Raw genomic sequence first — 17,056 nt, 5'->3', positions numbered from 1 at the left:
GGCAGGGGGGTCGCGCCGGATAACAGACCGGCTGTCATCCGGCGCTTTTTTCACCTTTACCCTGAAACAGGTACTGCTAGTCTTGGCTCATGATCTATGCCAATGTCGTAACAGGCGGTCATGAAAACCTGTCCGTCACAGCGCAATCCCCTGCCCGTCTTGTCAGGAAATACCACGCGCCCCTTTGACCGGAGGTTCCTCCATGCGTCCGTCCTGTCCCGCGACCCGCAGTGCAGTGATCGTCTCGGCAGTCATTCTGATCACCGCCTGCAGTACGCCATCCCTCACCCAAGTCCGGCAGTTCGGCACGGAAAGCGCCACGCTGTCGGCCAGTGCGAAACATGCCTTCACCTATCTCGACCAGCTCGAAATCCAGCGCAAGCTGTATACGCTGGCGTCCGATCCGAAAGACGGGCCGACCGACAGTACCTTCACCGGTTTCTTTGAAACGCTTCCCGACCGGCAGACCGGGCAGAAAGACCCGCGCAAGCAGGCGCTGGCCCTCCGCCTCGATTTGCTGGCCGGACTGGCCAGCTATGCCAGTGCACTGCAATCGCTGGCTGCCGCGAATTACGCTGCGGACATCGATAGCGCATCCGGAGAACTCAATGGCGCCCTGGTCTCGCTGGGCAAGACCTATCAGGCCGCCACCGGCAACGATATCGGCCTGACGGCGGCGGATTTCGGCCTGATTGCCACCGCGGTCAATGCCGCAGGCAAGGGTTATGCGATGGCCCGGCAGCGCGACGCCATTCGCGCGGTCGTGCGGGCCGCCGACCCGGCCGTCCAGAAAGCGGCCGCCCTGATCGCCACCGATCTGGGGCCGGACTCGGGACTGGCCCAGTATGCGCAGAATGCCGCCGGCCTCTCGCGCGGTGCGCTGCAGATCGCCTACAACCGCGACCGGACCCGCCCCGATTCCACCTTCGACAACCGGCTGGCACGGCTGGAGCAGATCCGGACCCTGTATCGCGCGCAACAGGGCGCCGGGGCCCTGTTCGCCGATGTCAGCAAGGGCACCCGGGCCATGGCGAAGGCCCACGCCGAACTGGTCAGGGCGGTGGACAGCAAGGCCATGAGTTCGGCCGGGCTGGCACAGACGCTGGCCGAACTGCAGGCCTATGTCAAATCGGTTCAGGCGTTTCAGGACAGCGTCGCCCTGGCGGGGAAATAGCGACGCATTCAACGGAGGAAATACAGCATGGCCGACACCACCAACCTGCGCACCGGCATTCGCCAAAGCCGTCGACAAGGTGATCAAGTTCGCCGTGAAACTGCTGGTGCGAAGCGGCGGCATCAGGCTCCCCACCGGCGAAGAACGGACGAAGCGGGGTTTCCCCGGATGCTGGTGTGCACCGACGCCGCTGCGGCCGTCGGTGCACACCTTCATGAGCAGTCCGTAGGCGTTACTGCTTGATCAGTTCCAGCGGTACCGGGATCGCCTTGTCGACCGCCTGACCGTCGATGATCTGCTTGGCGGTCTGCACGGCCGTCTTGCCGATCAGTTCCGGCTTCTGGGCCACGGTTGCGCTCATCTTGCCGGCCTTGACCGCCTTGACCGCGTCATCGGTCGCATCGAAGCCGACCACGACCACATCCTTCAGGCCGGCGGCTTCGAGCGCCTGCACTGCGCCGAGCGCCATTTCGTCGTTATGGGCGAACACCGCCTTCACGTCCTTGTGGCCCTGCAGGATGTTTTCCATCACCGACAGCCCCTTGGCACGATCGAAGTCGGCCGGCTGACGGGCAACGACCTTGACCCCGCCGGCTGCGTCGATCACCGAATGGAAGCCCTGCCCGCGTTCGCGTGCGGCGCTGGCGCCCGGAATACCTTCCAGCTCGACCACCGCGCCATTGCCGCCGATTTTTTCCAGCACGTACTCGCCGGCCATCTTGCCACCGGCGACATTGTCGCTGGCCACATGGCTGGCGACGGTGCCGCCATCGACCGAGCGATCGAGGGTGATGACCGGAATGCCGGCCGCATTGGCTTCCTTCACCGCGCTGGCCACGGCGGCCGAGTCGGTCGGGTTGACCAGAATGACCTTGACCTTCTTCTGGATCAGGTCTTCGATGCTGGAGATCTGTCTGGCCGGATCATCCTGGGCATCGACGGTAATCAGGGTCATGCCCAGCGCCCGGGCTTCAGCTTCGGCGCCGCTCTTCAGCGAGACAAAGAACGGATTGGACTGGGTCGATACCGCCAGGCCGATGGTCGGGCCGGTACTGGCCGGCGCTGCCGGCTGTTCGGCCTCCGGGCCCTGCTGCGAGCAGGCCGCCACGACCACGGCGAACGCGCCGGCCAGCAGGGATTGCATCAGTTTGCTCATGATGATCTTTCTCGTGTTTGAATAAGGTTCCGGCCGGTGGCTTATTTGTGCCGCCGGTCCAGCAGTACGGCCAGCAGGATGACGGCGCCCTTGATGACCAGTTGATAGAACGACGATACGCCGAGCAGGTTCAGCCCGTTGTTCAGGACGCCGATCAGCAGCGCACCGATCAGCGTGCCGACGATCCAGCCGCGACCACCGGCCAGCGACGTGCCGCCCAGCACCACGGCCGCAATCGCGTCCAGCTCGTAGCCCATGCCGGCGTTCGGCTGGGCCGAATTCAGTCGCGAGGTCAGGATGACGCCGGCCATCGCCGACAGCGCACCGGTCAGCACATAGACCGAGGTCTTGACCGTGGACACGCGGACGCCGGAGATCCGGCTCGCTTCCTCGTTGCCGCCGATGGCATAGACATGGCGGCCGAAGGTGGTCTTGCGCGCAATGAACCACAGCACCGCAAACGACAGCAGCATCCACACCACCGGTACCGGCACCAGATGGGCGACATAGCCGCGTCCGAGCAGATCGAAGAACGGGCTGGAAATGCCGGTGACCGGCGTGCCGTTGGTCTGTGCCAGCGCCAGGCCGCGGAAAATGGTCATGGTCGCCAGCGTGGCGATAAACGGGGCGACACGGCCCTGGCAGATGATCAGGCCATTGGCCAGTCCCATCAGCGCGCCGGCACCGACGCCGAGCAGCGTGGCCAGGATCGGGTCCATGCCGGCCGACATCCAGCCGGCGCCGAGCACGGCCGACAGCGCCAGGATCGAGCCGACCGACAGGTCGATGCCGCCGGTCAGGATGACGAAGGTCATGCCGAAGGCGATCAGCGCATTGATCGACACCTGGCGCATCACATTGAGGATGTTGTTCAGGGTCAGGAAGTTCGGCGACAACGCCGACAGCACCACGCTGATCAGCGCCAGCGCGACCAGCGGCGCCAGTTTCTGCAACAGGTTACGGTTCTTTTCACTCAGCACTGGGTGTCTCCGGTGGCGGCATGCATGATGCGCTCCTGCGTTGCCGTCTGTGCGTCCAGGTCGGCGGCGATCCGCCCCTCGTGCATGACCAGGATGCGGTCGGACATCGACAGCACCTCGGGCAGTTCCGACGAGATCATGACAATGGCCACGCCGTCGGACGCAAGTTGATTGATGATGTGGTAAATCTCGGCCTTGCCGCCGATGTCGACCCCGCGCGTCGGTTCGTCGAGGATCAGCACCCGCGGACGGATCGCCAGCCACTTGGCCAGCACCACCTTCTGCTGGTTGCCGCCCGACAGCGCCCTGACCTCGAGGTCGGCGTCCCGGGTACGGATGTTCAGCCGCTCGATCATCCGCGCGACAAAGGATTTTTCCCTGGCCGCGGTGATCACCCCGCCGCGCGAGAAGCCGGCCAGATGGGTCAGCGTCATGTTTTCCCGCACCGACAGCCCGAGCACCAGGCCCTGGCTCTTGCGGTCCTCGGTCACGTAGCCGATACCGGCCGCGATGGCATCCGCAGGCGAGGCAATGTCGACCGGCTGGCCGTCCAGGTGGATGCGGCCGCCGTTCTTGCGCGTCACGCCGAACAGTGCGCGGACAATTTCGGTCCGGCCCGAGCCCATCAGCCCGGCAATGCCGAGCACCTCGCCGCAACGGACCGAGAAGCTGATGTCGGCAATGGTGCCGCCGTCGGACAGGTGTTCGACCCGCAGCCGCTCTGCGCCATGGCTGACCTCGCGCTTTGGATAGCGCTCACCGATCTCGCGCCCGACCATCATCCGCACCACATGGTCGAGATCGGTATCGGCAATGGCCTCGCAGCCGACAAACTGACCATCGCGCAACACCGAAATGCGGTCGCACAGGGCGAAAATCTCTTCCATCCGGTGCGACACGTAGACGATGCCGACCCCGGACGCGCGCAACTCGCGGATCAGGCGGAACAGCGCATCGATTTCGCGCTCGGTCAGTGCTGCCGTCGGCTCGTCCATGATCAGCACCCGCGCATCGAGCGACAGCGCCCGTGCGATCTCGACCATCTGCTGCTGACCGATGGACAGGCTGCCGGCCTCGCGGTCCGGGTCGATGCCGGTCACGTTCAGCCGTGCCAGCGCCACGCTCGCCCGGCGGCGCATTTCGCCATGCCGCAGGATGCCGGTACCGGCAAAGGTCAGCTCGCGACCGAGAAACAGGTTCTCGGTCACGCTCAGTTCCGGAATCAGGTTCAGCTCCTGATGGATGATGGCGATGCCGAGCTTCTCGGCCTGGCGGGTGCCGCGCACGACGGCCGGCTGGCCATTGATGCGGATCTCGCCGGCGTCGGCGGCATGGATCCCGGTCAGGATCTTCATCAGCGTGGACTTGCCGGCGCCGTTCTCGCCCATCAGTGCGTGGATCTCGCCCGCATACAGCGAGAACGCCACATCGCGCAGCACCTCGACCGGCCCGAACGACTTGCAGATCCCGCGCATGTCTACCAGCGTTGTACTCACCCGCACTCCTTAGAACGTCGTGCCGGAGTACAGGATCACGTTCGCATACGGCGTGGCTTCGCCGGTGCGGATAATGGCGCGGGCGCCACGGGTGATCTGCTTGAACTCGCCATGCGGGACATGGGCAAGCGGACGGCCCTCCAGCATGGCGGTGGCGGTATGTTCCAGATCCCGGTTGTGCTGGCTGATTTCATTCGCCAGCAGAGCCCGTTCGACCTGCATGTCTTCCAGCACCACGGCCAGCGTGTCGAGAAATCCGGGCATGCCCGGCTTCAGCGCCAGGTCGATGCGCTCGACGCCGGGCGGCACCGGCAGCCCGCAATCGGCAATGACGATGTAGTCGGTATGGCCAAGCTCGGCAATGACCCGAGACAGCGCGGCATTCAGCGTTCCGTGCTTTTTCATCTGTTTCAGCTCCTTGAGGCGAGGAATTGGTCAAGCTCGGCCAGCGTGGGCATGCCGCCCTGCGCGCCGAGACGGGTGACCGACAGGGCCGAGGCAGCGCAGGCACGACGGGCGGCTTCCCCGATGCCGAGGTGCCAGAACGTTGCCAGCGCCGCGTTGAAGGTATCGCCGGCGCCGGTGCTGTCGACAGCATCGACCTTGAAACTGGGCTGGTGGCGCAACTGGCCGGCCGCATCGCAATAGCTTGCGCCATCGACGCCGCGGGTCATGATCACCCGGCCCGGCAACCGCGTCAGCAGCTCGGCCAGATCGGCCTGTTCCCGGCCCAGCGAGCGGGCCAGCTCGAACTCGTTCGGCGTGATCAGGGTCAGGCAGTCCAGCAATTCGGTGTCGAGCGGCTGCGCCGGTGCCGGATTGAGAATGAACGGCTTGTCGTATTTGCGTGCCATGCGCGCGGCGGCCAGCACGGTGTCCATCGGCACTTCCAGTTGCGACAGCACCACGTCGGCATCACGGATCACCCGCTCGGCAGCGGCGACATGCTCGGGCCGCAGGCGATGGTTGGCGCCCGGCACCACCACAATGGCGTTGTCATGGCCGGCAACGGTAATCACCGCCACGCCGGTCGCCACGTCATCGGCGATGTCGATCCAGGTGGTGTCGACCTTCTCGGCCAGCAGGCGCGCCGACAGCTCGCGGCCGAACGCGTCGTTGCCGACACAGCCGATCAGTGTCACGTCGGCGCCCAGCCGTGCGGCGGCGACCGCCTGGTTGGCACCCTTGCCACCGGCGAAATTGGCGAAGCGTTCGCCGGTCAGCGTTTCCCCGAGCCCGGGGTAGCGCGGCGTCAGCACCACCAGATCCATGTTGATGCTGCCGACGACTACGATTTTCGGCATGTCTGCTCCTGAGTGATCCATCCGGCACCGGGGTCTTTCCCGCCCAGAACATCAAGGGCGCCAGCCATGCAGCTGCGCCCGCGTACCGGAATCAAGGGCGCGATTGTCCACACGGACGTCGCCAACACAATACCATCCGACGCATTGATACATTTTTCGTCGCCTACGCATAAGTTTTGACTCATACAGCAGTCGGGAAATCCCGTACGGATGGGAGGCCACTGGCAGTGTTATATTCCACCATGGCCACGGATGTCTGCCAGCCACAGCATTCCGGGCTCATCGACCCTGCATTCCCTTCCTCATGGAGCTTCTCCGATGATCCTCAGCATGACCGGATTCGCCGCTGCCAGCCGCGAATTTCCCGGTGGCCTGATCGCGCTGGAACTGCGCGCGGTCAACCACCGCTACCTCGACCTGCAGCTGCGCCTGCCCGAAGAACTGCGCGTGATCGAACCGCAGTTGCGCGAACAGATTGCCGCCCGCGTGACCCGGGGCAAGATCGAATGCCGCATCGGCATCAGCCAGGCCGCAAACACCGCGCCGCGAATGGAAATCGACCAGGACGTGCTGACCGGCCTGCTCGATGCCGTCGCCCAGCTGAAGCAGCGTGCACCCGGCATCCGCGACCTGTCCACCGGTGAACTGCTGCGCTGGCCCGGCCTGCTGTCCGCCAACGACATCGACGCCGAAAGCCTGCAGCACCTGGTGCTCGGCGCCGTCGGCCAGTTGCTGGACGACTTCAATGCCACCCGCGCCCGCGAAGGCGAAAAACTGAAGGCGGTGCTGATCGACCGGCTGACCCAGATCGAGGACATCGTCACCCGCATCCGCCCGCGGCTGCCGGAGATCCTCGCCGGCTGGCGCGACAAACTGACCGCCCGACTGGTCGAAGCCATCGGCAGCATCGACGACGACCGCCTGAAGCAGGAGTTCGCGCTGTTCGCACAGAAGATCGACGTCGACGAGGAACTCGCCCGGCTGTCGACCCATGTCAGCGAAGTACGCCGCATCCTCGGCAAGGGCGGCCAGGTCGGCAAGCGACTGGACTTCCTGATGCAGGAACTGAACCGCGAAGCGAACACGCTCGGCTCGAAATCGGTATCGACCGAAACCACTCAGGCCTCGGTCGAGCTGAAGGTGCTGATCGAGCAGATGCGCGAGCAGATTCAGAATATCGAGTAAGGGTTCCGCACGCGTCTCGCCAGACGCGCATGTCCCTCGGTCTGTGACCGCGACCGCCAGCCACACGCATGCTGCGTGAGCTGGCGGAGTGGTGGAATCGGCAGCAAGCCTGCACGACAATACGGCTGGCGCATTCATGACCCGACGTTCAGGTGGCATCGCGAAGGGGCCGGGCGCCAGTGGACGATTCCGTCCGCAGCGAGACCTGCCCACGGGCAAAGCTCCGTCACAGGTCGATACCACGGAGGCAATCGATGGCCAGCCATTACCCCGGCCTGAATCCTCAAAAAGCGCTGATCTGGCGCATCGTCCACTGCAACAATCTGCCGTGGATTCTGGACAACGGCCTGCACTGCGGCAACAGCGCCATGCAGGCACCAGGGTGGGTGACGATCGGCAACCCGGAACTGAGCGACAGGCGCGCCCGCCATCCGGTGCCCCTGCCGCCCGGCGGCAGACTGAATGACTATATACCGTTCTATTTCACGCCATTCTCGCCCATGCTGCGCAATATCCACACCGGCTGGGGTGGCATCCAGAAACGGGCAAACGAGGAAATCGTGATTCTGGTGTCCAGCCTGCCGCATCTGGCGAATCTGGGCGTGCCGTTTCTGTTCACCGACAGTCATGCCTACTATCAGTGGGCAAACTTCTATTCGGACCTGGCTGATCTCGACCGGATTGACTGGCCGCTGTTGCAGCGACGGGACTTCAAGCGCGATCCGGAAGACCCGGCCAGATTCGAGCGCTACCAGGCCGAAGCGCTGGTTCACCGGCAGTTGCCAGTAGCCGGGCTGCTTGGCATCGTGTGTTACACCGGCACAGTGAAACAACGCATTGAGCAGGAAATTCAGACTCGCCGTCTGAGCCTGCCGGTTCATGCCCGTACAGGGTGGTATTTCTGATGATTACCTACACGCAAGGCAATTTGCTCGAAGCCCGAACCGAAGCACTAGTCAATACCGTCAATACCGTCGGGGTGATGGGCAAGGGCATCGCACTGATGTTCAAGGAACGGTTTGCCGAGAACTTCCGCCTGTACGCCGCTGCCTGCAAGGCCGGTGAAGTGCAGACAGGCAAGATGTTCATCACCGGGGTAAACGAACTGGACGGTCCGCGCTGGATCGTGAACTTCCCGACAAAGCAGCATTGGCGCGCCCCTTCGCAACTGGCCTGGATAACGGAGGGCCTGCAGGACCTGCGCCGTTTTCTGATCGAAAACAAAGTGAAATCGATTGCCGTCCCTCCGCTGGGAGCGGGTAACGGCGGTCTGGCGTGGGCTGCAGTGCGTGAACAGATCGAGGCCATACTGGCGGACCTGGATACCGAGGTACGGGTGTTCCAGCCAACCCTGCAGTACCAGAACGCGGCCAAGCGCGCCGGAGTGGAAAAGCTGACGCCTTCCCGCGCCCTGATTGCCGAGCTGGTGCGCCGCTACTGGGTGCTGGGCATGGAATGCAGCCTGCTGGAGATTCAGAAACTGGCGTGGTTTCTCGAGCGCGCACTCGAGCGCTGCAACCCCGGAGACAACCCGCTGAAACTCCAGTTCGTGGCACACCAGTACGGTCCTTACGCGAACCGGTTGGATCATCTGCTGAACGACCTGGATGGCAGCTATTTGCATTGCGACAAGCACATCAGCGATGCCGACCCGCTCGACATCATCTGGTTCGATGACACGCGCAAGGACTGTGTGCACAGGTATCTGAGGGAGGACGCCAGGGCCTACACTGCTGCGCTGGAATACACTTCGGCATTGATCGATGGCTTCGAATCGCCGTTCGGCATGGAATTGCTGGCCACCGTTGACTGGTTGTTGACCCGGGAAGCCGCCCCCCCCACGGTGCCGGGCTTGCGGGAAGGCTTGCAGCACTGGCGGAGCAGCGCCAATGCCGCCGAACGCAAGAACCGCCTGTTTACTGACCGGATGCTGGGCATTGCACTGGAGCGGCTGACTCAGCATGCTCCGGTTACGGCATGCACCTGAGTTCTCCATTCCGGCCCCAGTCCCCGGCAATCCCCCCTCAGCCCTGCCCTCCGGTCAGGGCATTTTTCATGCCGGTACGCAGACGGCGGTATGCACATGCGGCCCGACGAACGCATGTGCGACCGGAAGGCAGCGGCCCTGCGGCCAGTCCGGGCCCCAGTGCTGCGCCAGCCGCAGCGACAGCGCGTGGCCCTGCCAGCCGCTGACACAGGCGGCGGAAAAATCGACGAAGCGCCGCAGTTGCGGATACAGCGCCTTGTACAGTGCCTCCTTGGCCGAAAACAGCAGCGTCAGCGCCTGTGCCGGCGTCAGCCCCGTCAACTGCTCCAGTTCGCCGGGCATTGCCACCAGCGAACGGACCGCTTCCACCTGGTTCGCGCTCATGATCCGCTCGATATCCACGCCGAGCGCCGTGCATGCGCTGCACGGCGCCACGGCGGCCAGCGCGCCGTCCGCGGTATGGCTGATGCTGCCCAGCCAGCCCGCAGGCCAGACCGGCAGACCGTCATCACGCCGCGCCGGCCACGCGGCGTCCATGCAGCCGGCACGGGCCAGGGCACGCACGGCGCAATAGCGGCCGGCCAGGAATTCGTTGCGTCGCCGGGGCACGGCGTCCTGCAGCGCCACCGGCAACCGGGCCGCGAATGCGGCGAACGGCGCCTCGCCGGCAAACGACACCGCGGCCCACGACACGGCCTCGCCGGCCGGCAAGGGCAACAGCGGCACCGCCCGGTCCACGAATCCGCCCGGCGCCGGTTTCACTGTGGCGCGGGGCGGGCCCCGTCGGCTCGCCAGACCTTGAGCGACTGCTGGGCCGCCCACATGGCCGCATAGCGGGCGGAGCGTTTCAGCAGCTCGGCGTGGCGGCCCTGCACCGGCGGCAGGCCGGGGTCCAGCACCAGGATCTGGTCAGCCCCGGCAATGGTGGACAGGCGATGGGCGATAACGATGACGGTCTTGTCCCGCACCAGGGTATCGATGGCATGCTGCACGGCGACCTCGCTTTCCGTATCCAGTGCGGCAGTCGGTTCGTCGAGGATGACGACCGGCGCTTCCTTCAGCAGCGCACGGGCAATGGAGATCCGCTGCCGCTCGCCACCGGACAGGCGACCACCGATATCGCCCAGCCGGGTATGCCAGCCCTGCGGCAGGCGCTTGATGAAGGCCGTGCACTGCGCCTGGTGCAGGGCGGCCTGCACGGCCTCGTCGCTGGCATCCGGACGGGCCATGCGCACATTGGCCAGGATGCTGTCATCGAACAGGTAGACCTCCTGGAACACCACCGAGATCAGGCTGTTCAGTTCTTCTGCCGGGATCTGCCGCAGATCGACCCCGCCGAGGGTAATGCGACCCTGCTGGGGATCGAAATGGCGCATCAGCAGGCGCACGACCGTGCTCTTGCCCGCCCCCGACGGGCCGACAATGGCGGTCAGGCTTCGCGCCGGCACCGTCGCGCTGAAGCGGTCCAGTGTCTTGTCGCCCGCCCGGGGGTACTGGAAGGACACGTCATCGAAGTGCACGTCGAAAGCCCCGGGTCTGGCGACCGGCAACTGCTGCGGCAGCGGTTCGACCGCCAGCAGGGCATCGATCCGTTCCAGCGCCGACTCGATCAGGTCCAGCGCCATGGTGTAACTGACAAAAGTCGCCAGCGGTTCGGAGAAGCGCGCCACGATCACCATGACCGCGGCCAGCACGGCAAGGTCCAGCGTGCCCGTCACCACCCGGCTGACACCGATGGCCACCACCAGCAGCAGACCGAGTTCAACCACGCTGACGGTCAGCACCTCGGCCTTGCTGCCCCGGCGATGAGCCTCGGTCTGGATCTGCTGCAACTGGCACAAGCCCGCCTGCAGTGTCGCCGCCCGGTCGCCGGCGCTGCAGGCAGCGCGCAGCACCGGCAGCCCCTGGGTGTATTCAACGAGATCGGCGCTGGTGCGCTGGTGCGCTTGCGCCAGTTGCCGCATGTGGCGGCCGGACGCCGGACGGCGCCAGCGGTAGAACGGCACGATGGCCGGGAACACCAGCAGCAGTGCCAGCCCCAGACGCCAGTCGACCAGCAGCGTCGCCAGGGCGGTCACCAGCGGCGTCACCGTGGCCAGCAGGATCAGATTGACCAGCAGCGGGGTGTAATTGAAGTGTTCGTCCACATTGCCGAGCAGCAGTGCGTTCATTTCCCCGGCGCGCCGATCCTGCAGCGACGCCAGCGGCATGCGCCGCAGCTGTTCGCCCAGCCGGCCGCGCAGCTGATGGGTCATGGACGCCAGCCGGCCGTTGTACTCGAAACCCTGCGCATGCCAGCGGAGCACGGTGGCGGCCAGGGCCAGTCCCGACATCAGCCCCAGCCAGAACAGGATGTCACCGGGCTCGCGCAGGTGGAAAACCGCAGCGAACAGCGGAAACAGGCAGGCCAGCGCCAGCCCCTGGACGACAGCGGCAGCGAGCAGGCCGGCCAGGCAGAGGCGCAGGGCCGGCGCCTGCCGGCCGGCGCTGCGCAGCAGCCGGTGATAGCTGTCCCGCCATGCGCCGAGGCGCGGCGAATGCCCGGTATCCGCTTTCATGAGAGGGTCTCCCCGGCCATGCCGGCCGGAAACGCCAGCGGGCTCGCCGGCAAGGTCCACTCACGGGCCTGCCGGTAATGGCGCCATAGCCGGGCGTAGACACCGTCCTGCGCCATCAGGGCGGCATGGCGACCGGATTCGGCCAGGGTGCCGCGATCGAATACCAGGATCTGGTCGGCATCGCGGATGGTCGACAGGCGGTGCGCCACCATCAGCACGGTCTTGCCGCGCATCAGTGCCGACAGCGCGACGACCAGCGCCGCCTCGTTTTCCGGATCGGCAAACGCCGTTGCCTCGTCAAGTACCAGAATCGGGCGGTTCTGCAGGATGGCACGGGCAATGGTGATGCGCTGGCACTGTCCGCCGGACAGCCGGACCCCGCGCTCACCCGCCGGGGTGTCATAGCCGTGCGGCAGGGCGGAAATGAATTCATGTGCCTGGGCGGCGGTGGCGGCGGCCCGCACCTCGTCCATCGTGGCCTGCGGCAGGCCGAGGCGGATATTGTTGGCAATGGTGTCGGCAAACAGGAAGGTATCCTGAAACACGAAGGCGACCTGCTGCATCAGCACATCGGCGCGGATATCCCGCACATCGACTCCCCCCAGCAGCACACGACCGTCATCGACATCCCAGAAGCGCGGAATCAGCCGCGCCACCGTACTCTTGCCGGCGCCGGACGGGCCCACCAGCGCCGTCACCGTACCCGGCGGCACCCGGAAGCTCACGTCGCGCAATGCCGGTTCGCCGTGACCGGTCCGGTAGGAAAAGCCGACCTGGTCGAAGGTGATGCCGGCATCTGCCGGCTGCCGGCCCTGCGCCGGCTGCGGCTGTACCGGCAAGGCCATGATCTCCCGGATCCGTGCGGCGCTCAGCATCGCGCGGGCCACCATGTGCCGGAGCATCATCATCGGCATGACCGACTCGGCCATGCCGGTGCCCAGCAGCAGCACGGCGACCCAGGTGTCGGGGGCAAGCCGGTCGCCGGCGATCAGCCAGCAGCCCAGCCACAGCAGGACAATCAGCGTCGGCAGCGGGCCAAGGATGGCAAAGGAGAAACGCGCCGGAAATCCGGCCTCGCGGTACCAGCGGGTCAGCACGCCGTAATAGGCATCCAGCGCCCGCTGGAAACGGCCGAAGGCGACGTGGCCGCTGTCGAAGGTACGGACCACCGGCATGGCCTGGACGAATTCGATGATGGCGGCGCTGACCCGCTCGCGAGCCTCGTGGTACTGGCGCCCCATATCGGCGGCATTCCGCGTCGCCAGCATCAGGACCGCCATGCCGGTCAGCAGCACGGCCATCGCCGCCAGCGCCAGCCGCCAGTCCAGCCACAGCAGAGCCAGCGCGGTCATGACCGGCGCCACCTGCGCCCGTGTTCGCAGCGGCGTACTGTCGGCGACAAAGACATGCAGCGCCTTGACATCGTCCTGCATGACCTTGGACAGCGCGCCGGCGCCATGCCGATACACCTCGCCCAGCGGCAGTTGCGCCAGGTGCGCGGCGAGCCGGGCGCGCAGCACGGCTTCCAGCCGGAACGCGGCATAGTGCGACTGGTTGAACGCGTTCAGTCGCAGCAGATAACTGACGACGCCACAGGCAATGGCGCCGGACATCGGCAGCCACGGCCAGGCTTGCGGCTCGCGCAGCAGCGCATGAACCACCAGCGCCAGCAGCGCCAGTGACGCCAGCCCGGACAGCGTGCCCAGCGCGGACAGACCCATGGCCAGGCGGATCTGCCCGCGCACCGGCTGCATGAGGTGCCAGACATCACCGGCAGGAGACAGGCCATCGCCGCCGGCATCGGCGGACAGGGAGGATCGGGACATGGGGATTCCTCGTGCGCCCCGGCCGGCCTGCGGCCGGAGCATCAGGTTCAGAAGTGGTAGTTCAGACCGATACCGGCCGTCCGGCCGCGCACCGGCGAGCCAAAGGTGGCGGTGGCATTGTTGTAATAGCCGTAGAGGTCGTACTGCTCGTCCAGCAGGTTGTTGCCGTACAGATAGATTTCCGCATTGCCCGCCGTCAGCCCGACGCGCAGGTCGACCCGCCGGTAGCTGCCAAGATCGAAGTGGTTCTGCGGATCGGCCGGGCGGGCACCGACATACTGGTAGCCGAGCCGGGCATTGACCGCCGGCGACGGCAGGCCAAGGAAGGACGGCAGGGGTTTGCGGTACGACAGCGCCAGGTTGCCCCCCCAGCGCGGCACGTCCGGCGTGCGGTTGCCCGCCCGGACATCGCCACCGCTGACACCGAGGGCATCGCTGGTGATCGTGGCGTCGATCACACTCAGTCCGCCGGACAGCTCGAAGCCGTCGCCGAAGCGCCAGTACCCCTCGAGCTCGACGCCCTTGCTGTCACTGTCGGCGTTGACGGTATTGGTGGAATAGGTCTTGTAGTCGTAGCCGAGCAGGTGGGCATCCCTGACCCGGGTCGCGAACAGTGCCGCGTTCAGGCTGAAGCGGCGATCTGCCGATTCGGTCTTGAAACCGAGCTCGGCGGTATTCGACCGGGCCGGCTTGTACGGCTCGCCGCCGGCCACCGTCGCCGAGTAATCGCTGAAGCCCCCCGACTGATAGCCCCGTGACAGCACCACATACAGGTTGCTCGCCGGCGTCAGCGCATAGGACAGCGCCACGCGACCGGTGGTGTAGTGGTCGTCCAGTTCGCGGTTGTCGCCGCTGCTGCTGCCCTGGGTATAGGTGGCGTCATACGACTTGCGGTCCCACGACTGCCGCAGCCCGCCGGTCAGCTTCAGGGCGTCGGTCAGCGGATAGGTCGCTTCGCCATAGACCGCGGAACTGCGAACGCGATAGCGCCGGTCCTGCCGGTAACCAGGCATATAGTAAGTATCAAAGTGCCGGTCGGCGTGCGACAGGTTCAGGCCGGCCACCCAGAACAGCGGCGCACCGGGCAGTGAGGACCAGCGCAGGTCCTCGCTCACCCCCCGCTGCGCCGACGAATCCTCCTTGACGCTTGCCTCCGGCGTCCCTCCCATCAGCGCCTGCATGATCCGGCGGTCGTAGCCTCCGACGGTAAAGAAATCGGTAGTCGTATAGGCCGTGATCGAGGTGATCCGGCTGGCGCCCAGGTCATGATTGAGCTCCAGCGAATAGCGCGCCATCGTCTTCTTGTCGTCGTCGAACAGATTCGGCGTGAAATCCAGCTTCGGCGGCTCGCCATACGGCCGCAGGATGGTCAGGCTCGGACTGCGCCTGATCTGCTGCCGCTCGGCGATCAGCAGCGCACTGGTGCCGGCGGTCACGTCCCAAAGCAGGCTGCCGCGGAACGCCAGATCACCGGGCTTGCTCAGCGGCTGGCCGGTCTGCGTATTGTCGACCCACAGGTCCGAACCGGTGTTGCGGATGGCGAAACGGCCGCTCAGTTGACCGGACAGCGGCCCACTGATGACCGCCTCCTCGAGATGCTGCCGCTCCTGCCCGTATTCGACCCGGACATGGCCTTCCATTTCGCGCGTCGGCCGGCGGGTGGTCACATTGACCGCACCGGCCAGGCTGTTGCCGCCGAACAGCGTGCCCTGCGGCCCCTTCAGCACCTCGACCCGCTCGATATCCAGTGTGCCGAGCGACATATTGCGCATCGACATCGTCACGCCGTCGACATTCAGCGCCACCGAGCCGTCGTCCATGCTGACCGCATTCAGCGAACCGACGCCGCGAATCATGACGTTCGCGGAATTGGGTCCGCCATTCGAATTGACATTGACATCCGGCATGCTGCGCAAGGCGTCATCCAGCGTCAGCAGATGGCGAACCTCCAGCTCCCTGCCACTGATGACGCTGAGACCGAAAGGAATGTCCTTCGCCCGCTCCACGCCCTGGCGGGCAGTGACGGTCAGGGCCGGCAGTTCGACCGGGACATCATGGCCCGCTCCGGCGTCGTGAGCGACCGGTTTGCCGCTCCCGTCACGCCCGGCCTGCACCGGAACCGCAACCATGTCCGGGGCCTCGGCCAGGGCAAGCCCGGAGGCCGGCAGCAGGGCCATCGACAGCGCCATGACTAGTGGATTTACACGCCACAATGTGCGCAGCTCCCCTGTTCCGCGGTCTGTTTGGCACAGCATGCAATTCATTCCTTTTGTGGCCGGGTGGCGCAGGCCCTTCCGGCGGAATCCCCGTCGGGAGCGAACTCCGCTCGACTGTCATTGAAAGAGCGCGAATAATAAAAGATTCTCATTTGCATTACCGCCCGGACCGGTCCAACTTGTGCCCGGATCGGTATGCCGCACAGGAGCTGGACACGCATGCCATCGCCGCAACCGCCTTCCACCTCGATATCGGCCCTGCTGGCCGGGCAGCCGGTCGGACACGCCACACCGGACACCGGCTGCCGGCTGCTGCGCATTGCGCTGCAGGACGGCGTCGACGTGCTGGTCTGGAAAGGCGAACTCCGGCAACCGATGACCGTGAACGTCCACGACGACTGGGACAGGATCCACTTCTCGTGCGCGCTTCAGGGCAGCTCCAGCTACTCGTTCCATGGCGGCTGCGGCGAGCTTGAGCACGCGCTGGCCGAAGGCGGCGGCTGCATCAACTACAACCCCGGCTGCCGGGGCCGTGCCAGCCACGCCGCAACGTTCGAGAGCGTGACCGTCTCGGTCCGGCCGGACCTGTTTGCCAGCTGGGCCCCGGAGCTGGAACGCTCGCTGAAGCAGGAACTCGGCAGCGGGCGCTGCTATGCGCCATGCGGCCACAATGCGGAAATGCGGGCGACGGCGCAGGGCTTGAGCCGGGCGCTGCACGTCATGGAACTGGGGGCGGATGACGGCGCCCGGCGCAGCCCGCTGTGGCTGATGGGGCAAAGCCTGACCCTGGTCGGCCTGGCACTGGAAGGCCACGCCGCCGCGCGGCGCCAGTGTCCGGCCGACCTCAGTCTGGTCGATCGCCAGCGCCTGCTGCGCGCAAGGGACCGCCTGCTGGGTGATCTCAGTCAGGCACCCACCATCGCCGCGCTGGCCAGGGAGGCCGACCTCAGTGTCCTCAAGCTGAAGCGCGGCTTTCGTCTGCTGTTCAACAACAGCGTCTACGGGCTGTTCCAGCAGGAGCGCATGCATGAAGCCCGCCGGCGGCTGTCGGCCCGCGACACCCCGGTAATGACAGTTGCATCAGATCTTGGCTACACCAATGCCAGCCATTTCGCAGCCGCATTTCAGAAGCAATTTGGCGTCAACCCGTCAACACTGAAACGGCGCTGACAGC

General features: G+C 65.7%; 15 protein-coding genes. 6 read left to right on the top strand and 9 right to left on the bottom strand.

Annotation, left to right across the window (positions count from 1 at the left end):
- Positions 1–202: 202 nt before the first annotated feature.
- Both DFO50_RS13190 and DFO50_RS18940 read left to right on the top strand, forming a co-directional pair.
- Positions 203–1,174 carry a hypothetical protein gene (locus tag DFO50_RS13190; RefSeq protein ID WP_028499357.1) on the top strand — a complete coding sequence of 324 codons (972 nt, stop codon included), beginning with the start codon at positions 203–205 and terminating at the stop codon, positions 1,172–1,174.
- 27 nt (positions 1,175–1,201) lie between these two features.
- A complete protein-coding gene (locus DFO50_RS18940; protein WP_146745091.1) occupies positions 1,202–1,417 on the top strand; it encodes a hypothetical protein in 216 nt (71 codons plus the stop codon).
- Here the strand turns inward: DFO50_RS18940 and rbsB are convergent.
- From rbsB to rbsK, 5 genes are read right to left on the bottom strand one after another with little or no spacing between them, the layout of a single operon-like run.
- Positions 1,407–2,330, bottom strand: a complete 924-nt coding sequence (gene rbsB, locus DFO50_RS13185) for a ribose ABC transporter substrate-binding protein RbsB (protein WP_028499358.1) — start codon at positions 2,328–2,330, stop codon at positions 1,407–1,409. The two genes, DFO50_RS18940 and rbsB, sit on opposite strands and share 11 nt — an antisense overlap.
- Before the next feature lie 41 nt (positions 2,331–2,371).
- Positions 2,372–3,310, bottom strand: coding sequence for an ABC transporter permease (locus tag DFO50_RS13180; protein ID WP_233495262.1), 939 nt, complete (start codon positions 3,308–3,310; stop codon positions 2,372–2,374).
- Positions 3,304–4,806 (bottom strand): sugar ABC transporter ATP-binding protein, encoded by a 1,503-nt coding sequence (locus DFO50_RS13175; protein ID WP_374755040.1) that lies wholly within the window; start codon positions 4,804–4,806, stop codon positions 3,304–3,306. The genes DFO50_RS13180 and DFO50_RS13175 overlap by 7 nt, the downstream gene beginning before the upstream one ends.
- 9 nt (positions 4,807–4,815) lie before the next feature.
- Complete coding sequence (gene rbsD, locus DFO50_RS13170; RefSeq protein ID WP_028499361.1) at positions 4,816–5,211, bottom strand: D-ribose pyranase; 396 nt, start codon at positions 5,209–5,211, stop codon at positions 4,816–4,818.
- 5 nt (positions 5,212–5,216) lie between these two features.
- Complete coding sequence (rbsK, locus tag DFO50_RS13165; protein ID WP_028499362.1) at positions 5,217–6,110, bottom strand: ribokinase; 894 nt, start codon at positions 6,108–6,110, stop codon at positions 5,217–5,219.
- A gap of 318 nt (positions 6,111–6,428) precedes the next feature.
- Here rbsK and DFO50_RS13160 point away from each other — a divergent pair, with 318 nt between their 5' ends.
- The 3 genes from DFO50_RS13160 to DFO50_RS13150 all read left to right on the top strand — a co-directional run bounded on the left by DFO50_RS13160 (position 6,429) and on the right by DFO50_RS13150 (position 9,282).
- Positions 6,429–7,295, top strand: a complete 867-nt coding sequence (locus tag DFO50_RS13160; RefSeq protein ID WP_028499363.1) for a YicC/YloC family endoribonuclease — start codon at positions 6,429–6,431, stop codon at positions 7,293–7,295.
- 254 nt (positions 7,296–7,549) lie between these two features.
- The gene (locus DFO50_RS13155) at positions 7,550–8,200 is read left to right on the top strand and encodes a DUF4433 domain-containing protein (RefSeq protein ID WP_028499364.1); all 651 of its coding nucleotides are present in this window, start codon (positions 7,550–7,552) and stop codon (positions 8,198–8,200) included.
- On the top strand, positions 8,200–9,282 hold the full coding sequence (locus tag DFO50_RS13150; RefSeq protein ID WP_028499365.1) for a macro domain-containing protein: 1,083 nt from the start codon (positions 8,200–8,202) through the stop codon (positions 9,280–9,282). The genes DFO50_RS13155 and DFO50_RS13150 overlap by 1 nt, the downstream gene beginning before the upstream one ends.
- 66 nt (positions 9,283–9,348) lie before the next feature.
- On the opposite strand, the gene DFO50_RS13145 is transcribed toward DFO50_RS13150, so the two are convergent.
- Genes DFO50_RS13145 through DFO50_RS13130 form a run of 4 tightly spaced genes read right to left on the bottom strand, consistent with a single transcriptional unit; the run spans position 9,349 to position 15,855 of the window.
- On the bottom strand, positions 9,349–10,008 hold the full coding sequence (locus DFO50_RS13145; protein WP_146745090.1) for a 4'-phosphopantetheinyl transferase: 660 nt from the start codon (positions 10,006–10,008) through the stop codon (positions 9,349–9,351).
- Positions 10,009–10,040: 32 nt separating this feature from the next.
- A complete protein-coding gene (locus tag DFO50_RS13140; RefSeq protein WP_112692696.1) occupies positions 10,041–11,840 on the bottom strand; it encodes an ABC transporter ATP-binding protein in 1,800 nt (599 codons plus the stop codon).
- The gene (locus DFO50_RS13135) at positions 11,837–13,666 is read right to left on the bottom strand and encodes an ABC transporter ATP-binding protein (RefSeq protein ID WP_199489834.1); all 1,830 of its coding nucleotides are present in this window, start codon (positions 13,664–13,666) and stop codon (positions 11,837–11,839) included. Before DFO50_RS13135 ends, DFO50_RS13140 begins: the two co-directional genes overlap by 4 nt.
- A gap of 47 nt (positions 13,667–13,713) precedes the next feature.
- On the bottom strand, positions 13,714–15,855 hold the full coding sequence (locus DFO50_RS13130; RefSeq protein ID WP_199489833.1) for a TonB-dependent receptor: 2,142 nt from the start codon (positions 15,853–15,855) through the stop codon (positions 13,714–13,716).
- Positions 15,856–16,101: 246 nt separating this feature from the next.
- On the opposite strand from DFO50_RS13130, the gene DFO50_RS13125 reads away from it, so the two are divergent.
- A complete protein-coding gene (locus DFO50_RS13125; protein WP_107889965.1) occupies positions 16,102–17,052 on the top strand; it encodes an AraC family transcriptional regulator in 951 nt (316 codons plus the stop codon).
- Positions 17,053–17,056: the final 4 nt, after the last annotated feature.

The sequence above is a fragment of the Microvirgula sp. AG722 genome (assembly GCF_003269145.1).
Lineage (GTDB): Bacteria > Pseudomonadota > Gammaproteobacteria > Burkholderiales > Aquaspirillaceae > Microvirgula > Microvirgula aerodenitrificans.
This window is presented reverse-complemented; position numbering and strand designations above follow the sequence as displayed.

Bases quoted from the DNA above. Each gene is read 5' to 3' on its own strand.
- rbsK (WP_028499362.1), bottom strand. From the start codon at position 6,110: ATGCCGAAAATCGTAGTCGTCGGCAGCATCAACATGGATCTGGTGGTG.
- DFO50_RS13155 (WP_028499364.1), top strand. From the start codon at position 7,550: ATGGCCAGCCATTACCCCGGCCTGAATCCTCAAAAAGCGCTGATCTGG.
- DFO50_RS13130 (WP_199489833.1), bottom strand. From the start codon at position 15,855: ATGGCGCTGTCGATGGCCCTGCTGCCGGCCTCCGGGCTTGCCCTGGCC.
- DFO50_RS13160 (WP_028499363.1), top strand. From the start codon at position 6,429: ATGATCCTCAGCATGACCGGATTCGCCGCTGCCAGCCGCGAATTTCCC.
- DFO50_RS13190 (WP_028499357.1), top strand. From the start codon at position 203: ATGCGTCCGTCCTGTCCCGCGACCCGCAGTGCAGTGATCGTCTCGGCA.
- DFO50_RS13135 (WP_199489834.1), bottom strand. From the start codon at position 13,666: ATGTCCCGATCCTCCCTGTCCGCCGATGCCGGCGGCGATGGCCTGTCT.
- rbsD (WP_028499361.1), bottom strand. From the start codon at position 5,211: ATGAAAAAGCACGGAACGCTGAATGCCGCGCTGTCTCGGGTCATTGCC.
- DFO50_RS18940 (WP_146745091.1), top strand. From the start codon at position 1,202: ATGGCCGACACCACCAACCTGCGCACCGGCATTCGCCAAAGCCGTCGA.
- DFO50_RS13150 (WP_028499365.1), top strand. From the start codon at position 8,200: ATGATTACCTACACGCAAGGCAATTTGCTCGAAGCCCGAACCGAAGCA.
- rbsB (WP_028499358.1), bottom strand. From the start codon at position 2,330: ATGAGCAAACTGATGCAATCCCTGCTGGCCGGCGCGTTCGCCGTGGTC.
- DFO50_RS13140 (WP_112692696.1), bottom strand. From the start codon at position 11,840: ATGAAAGCGGATACCGGGCATTCGCCGCGCCTCGGCGCATGGCGGGAC.
- DFO50_RS13125 (WP_107889965.1), top strand. From the start codon at position 16,102: ATGCCATCGCCGCAACCGCCTTCCACCTCGATATCGGCCCTGCTGGCC.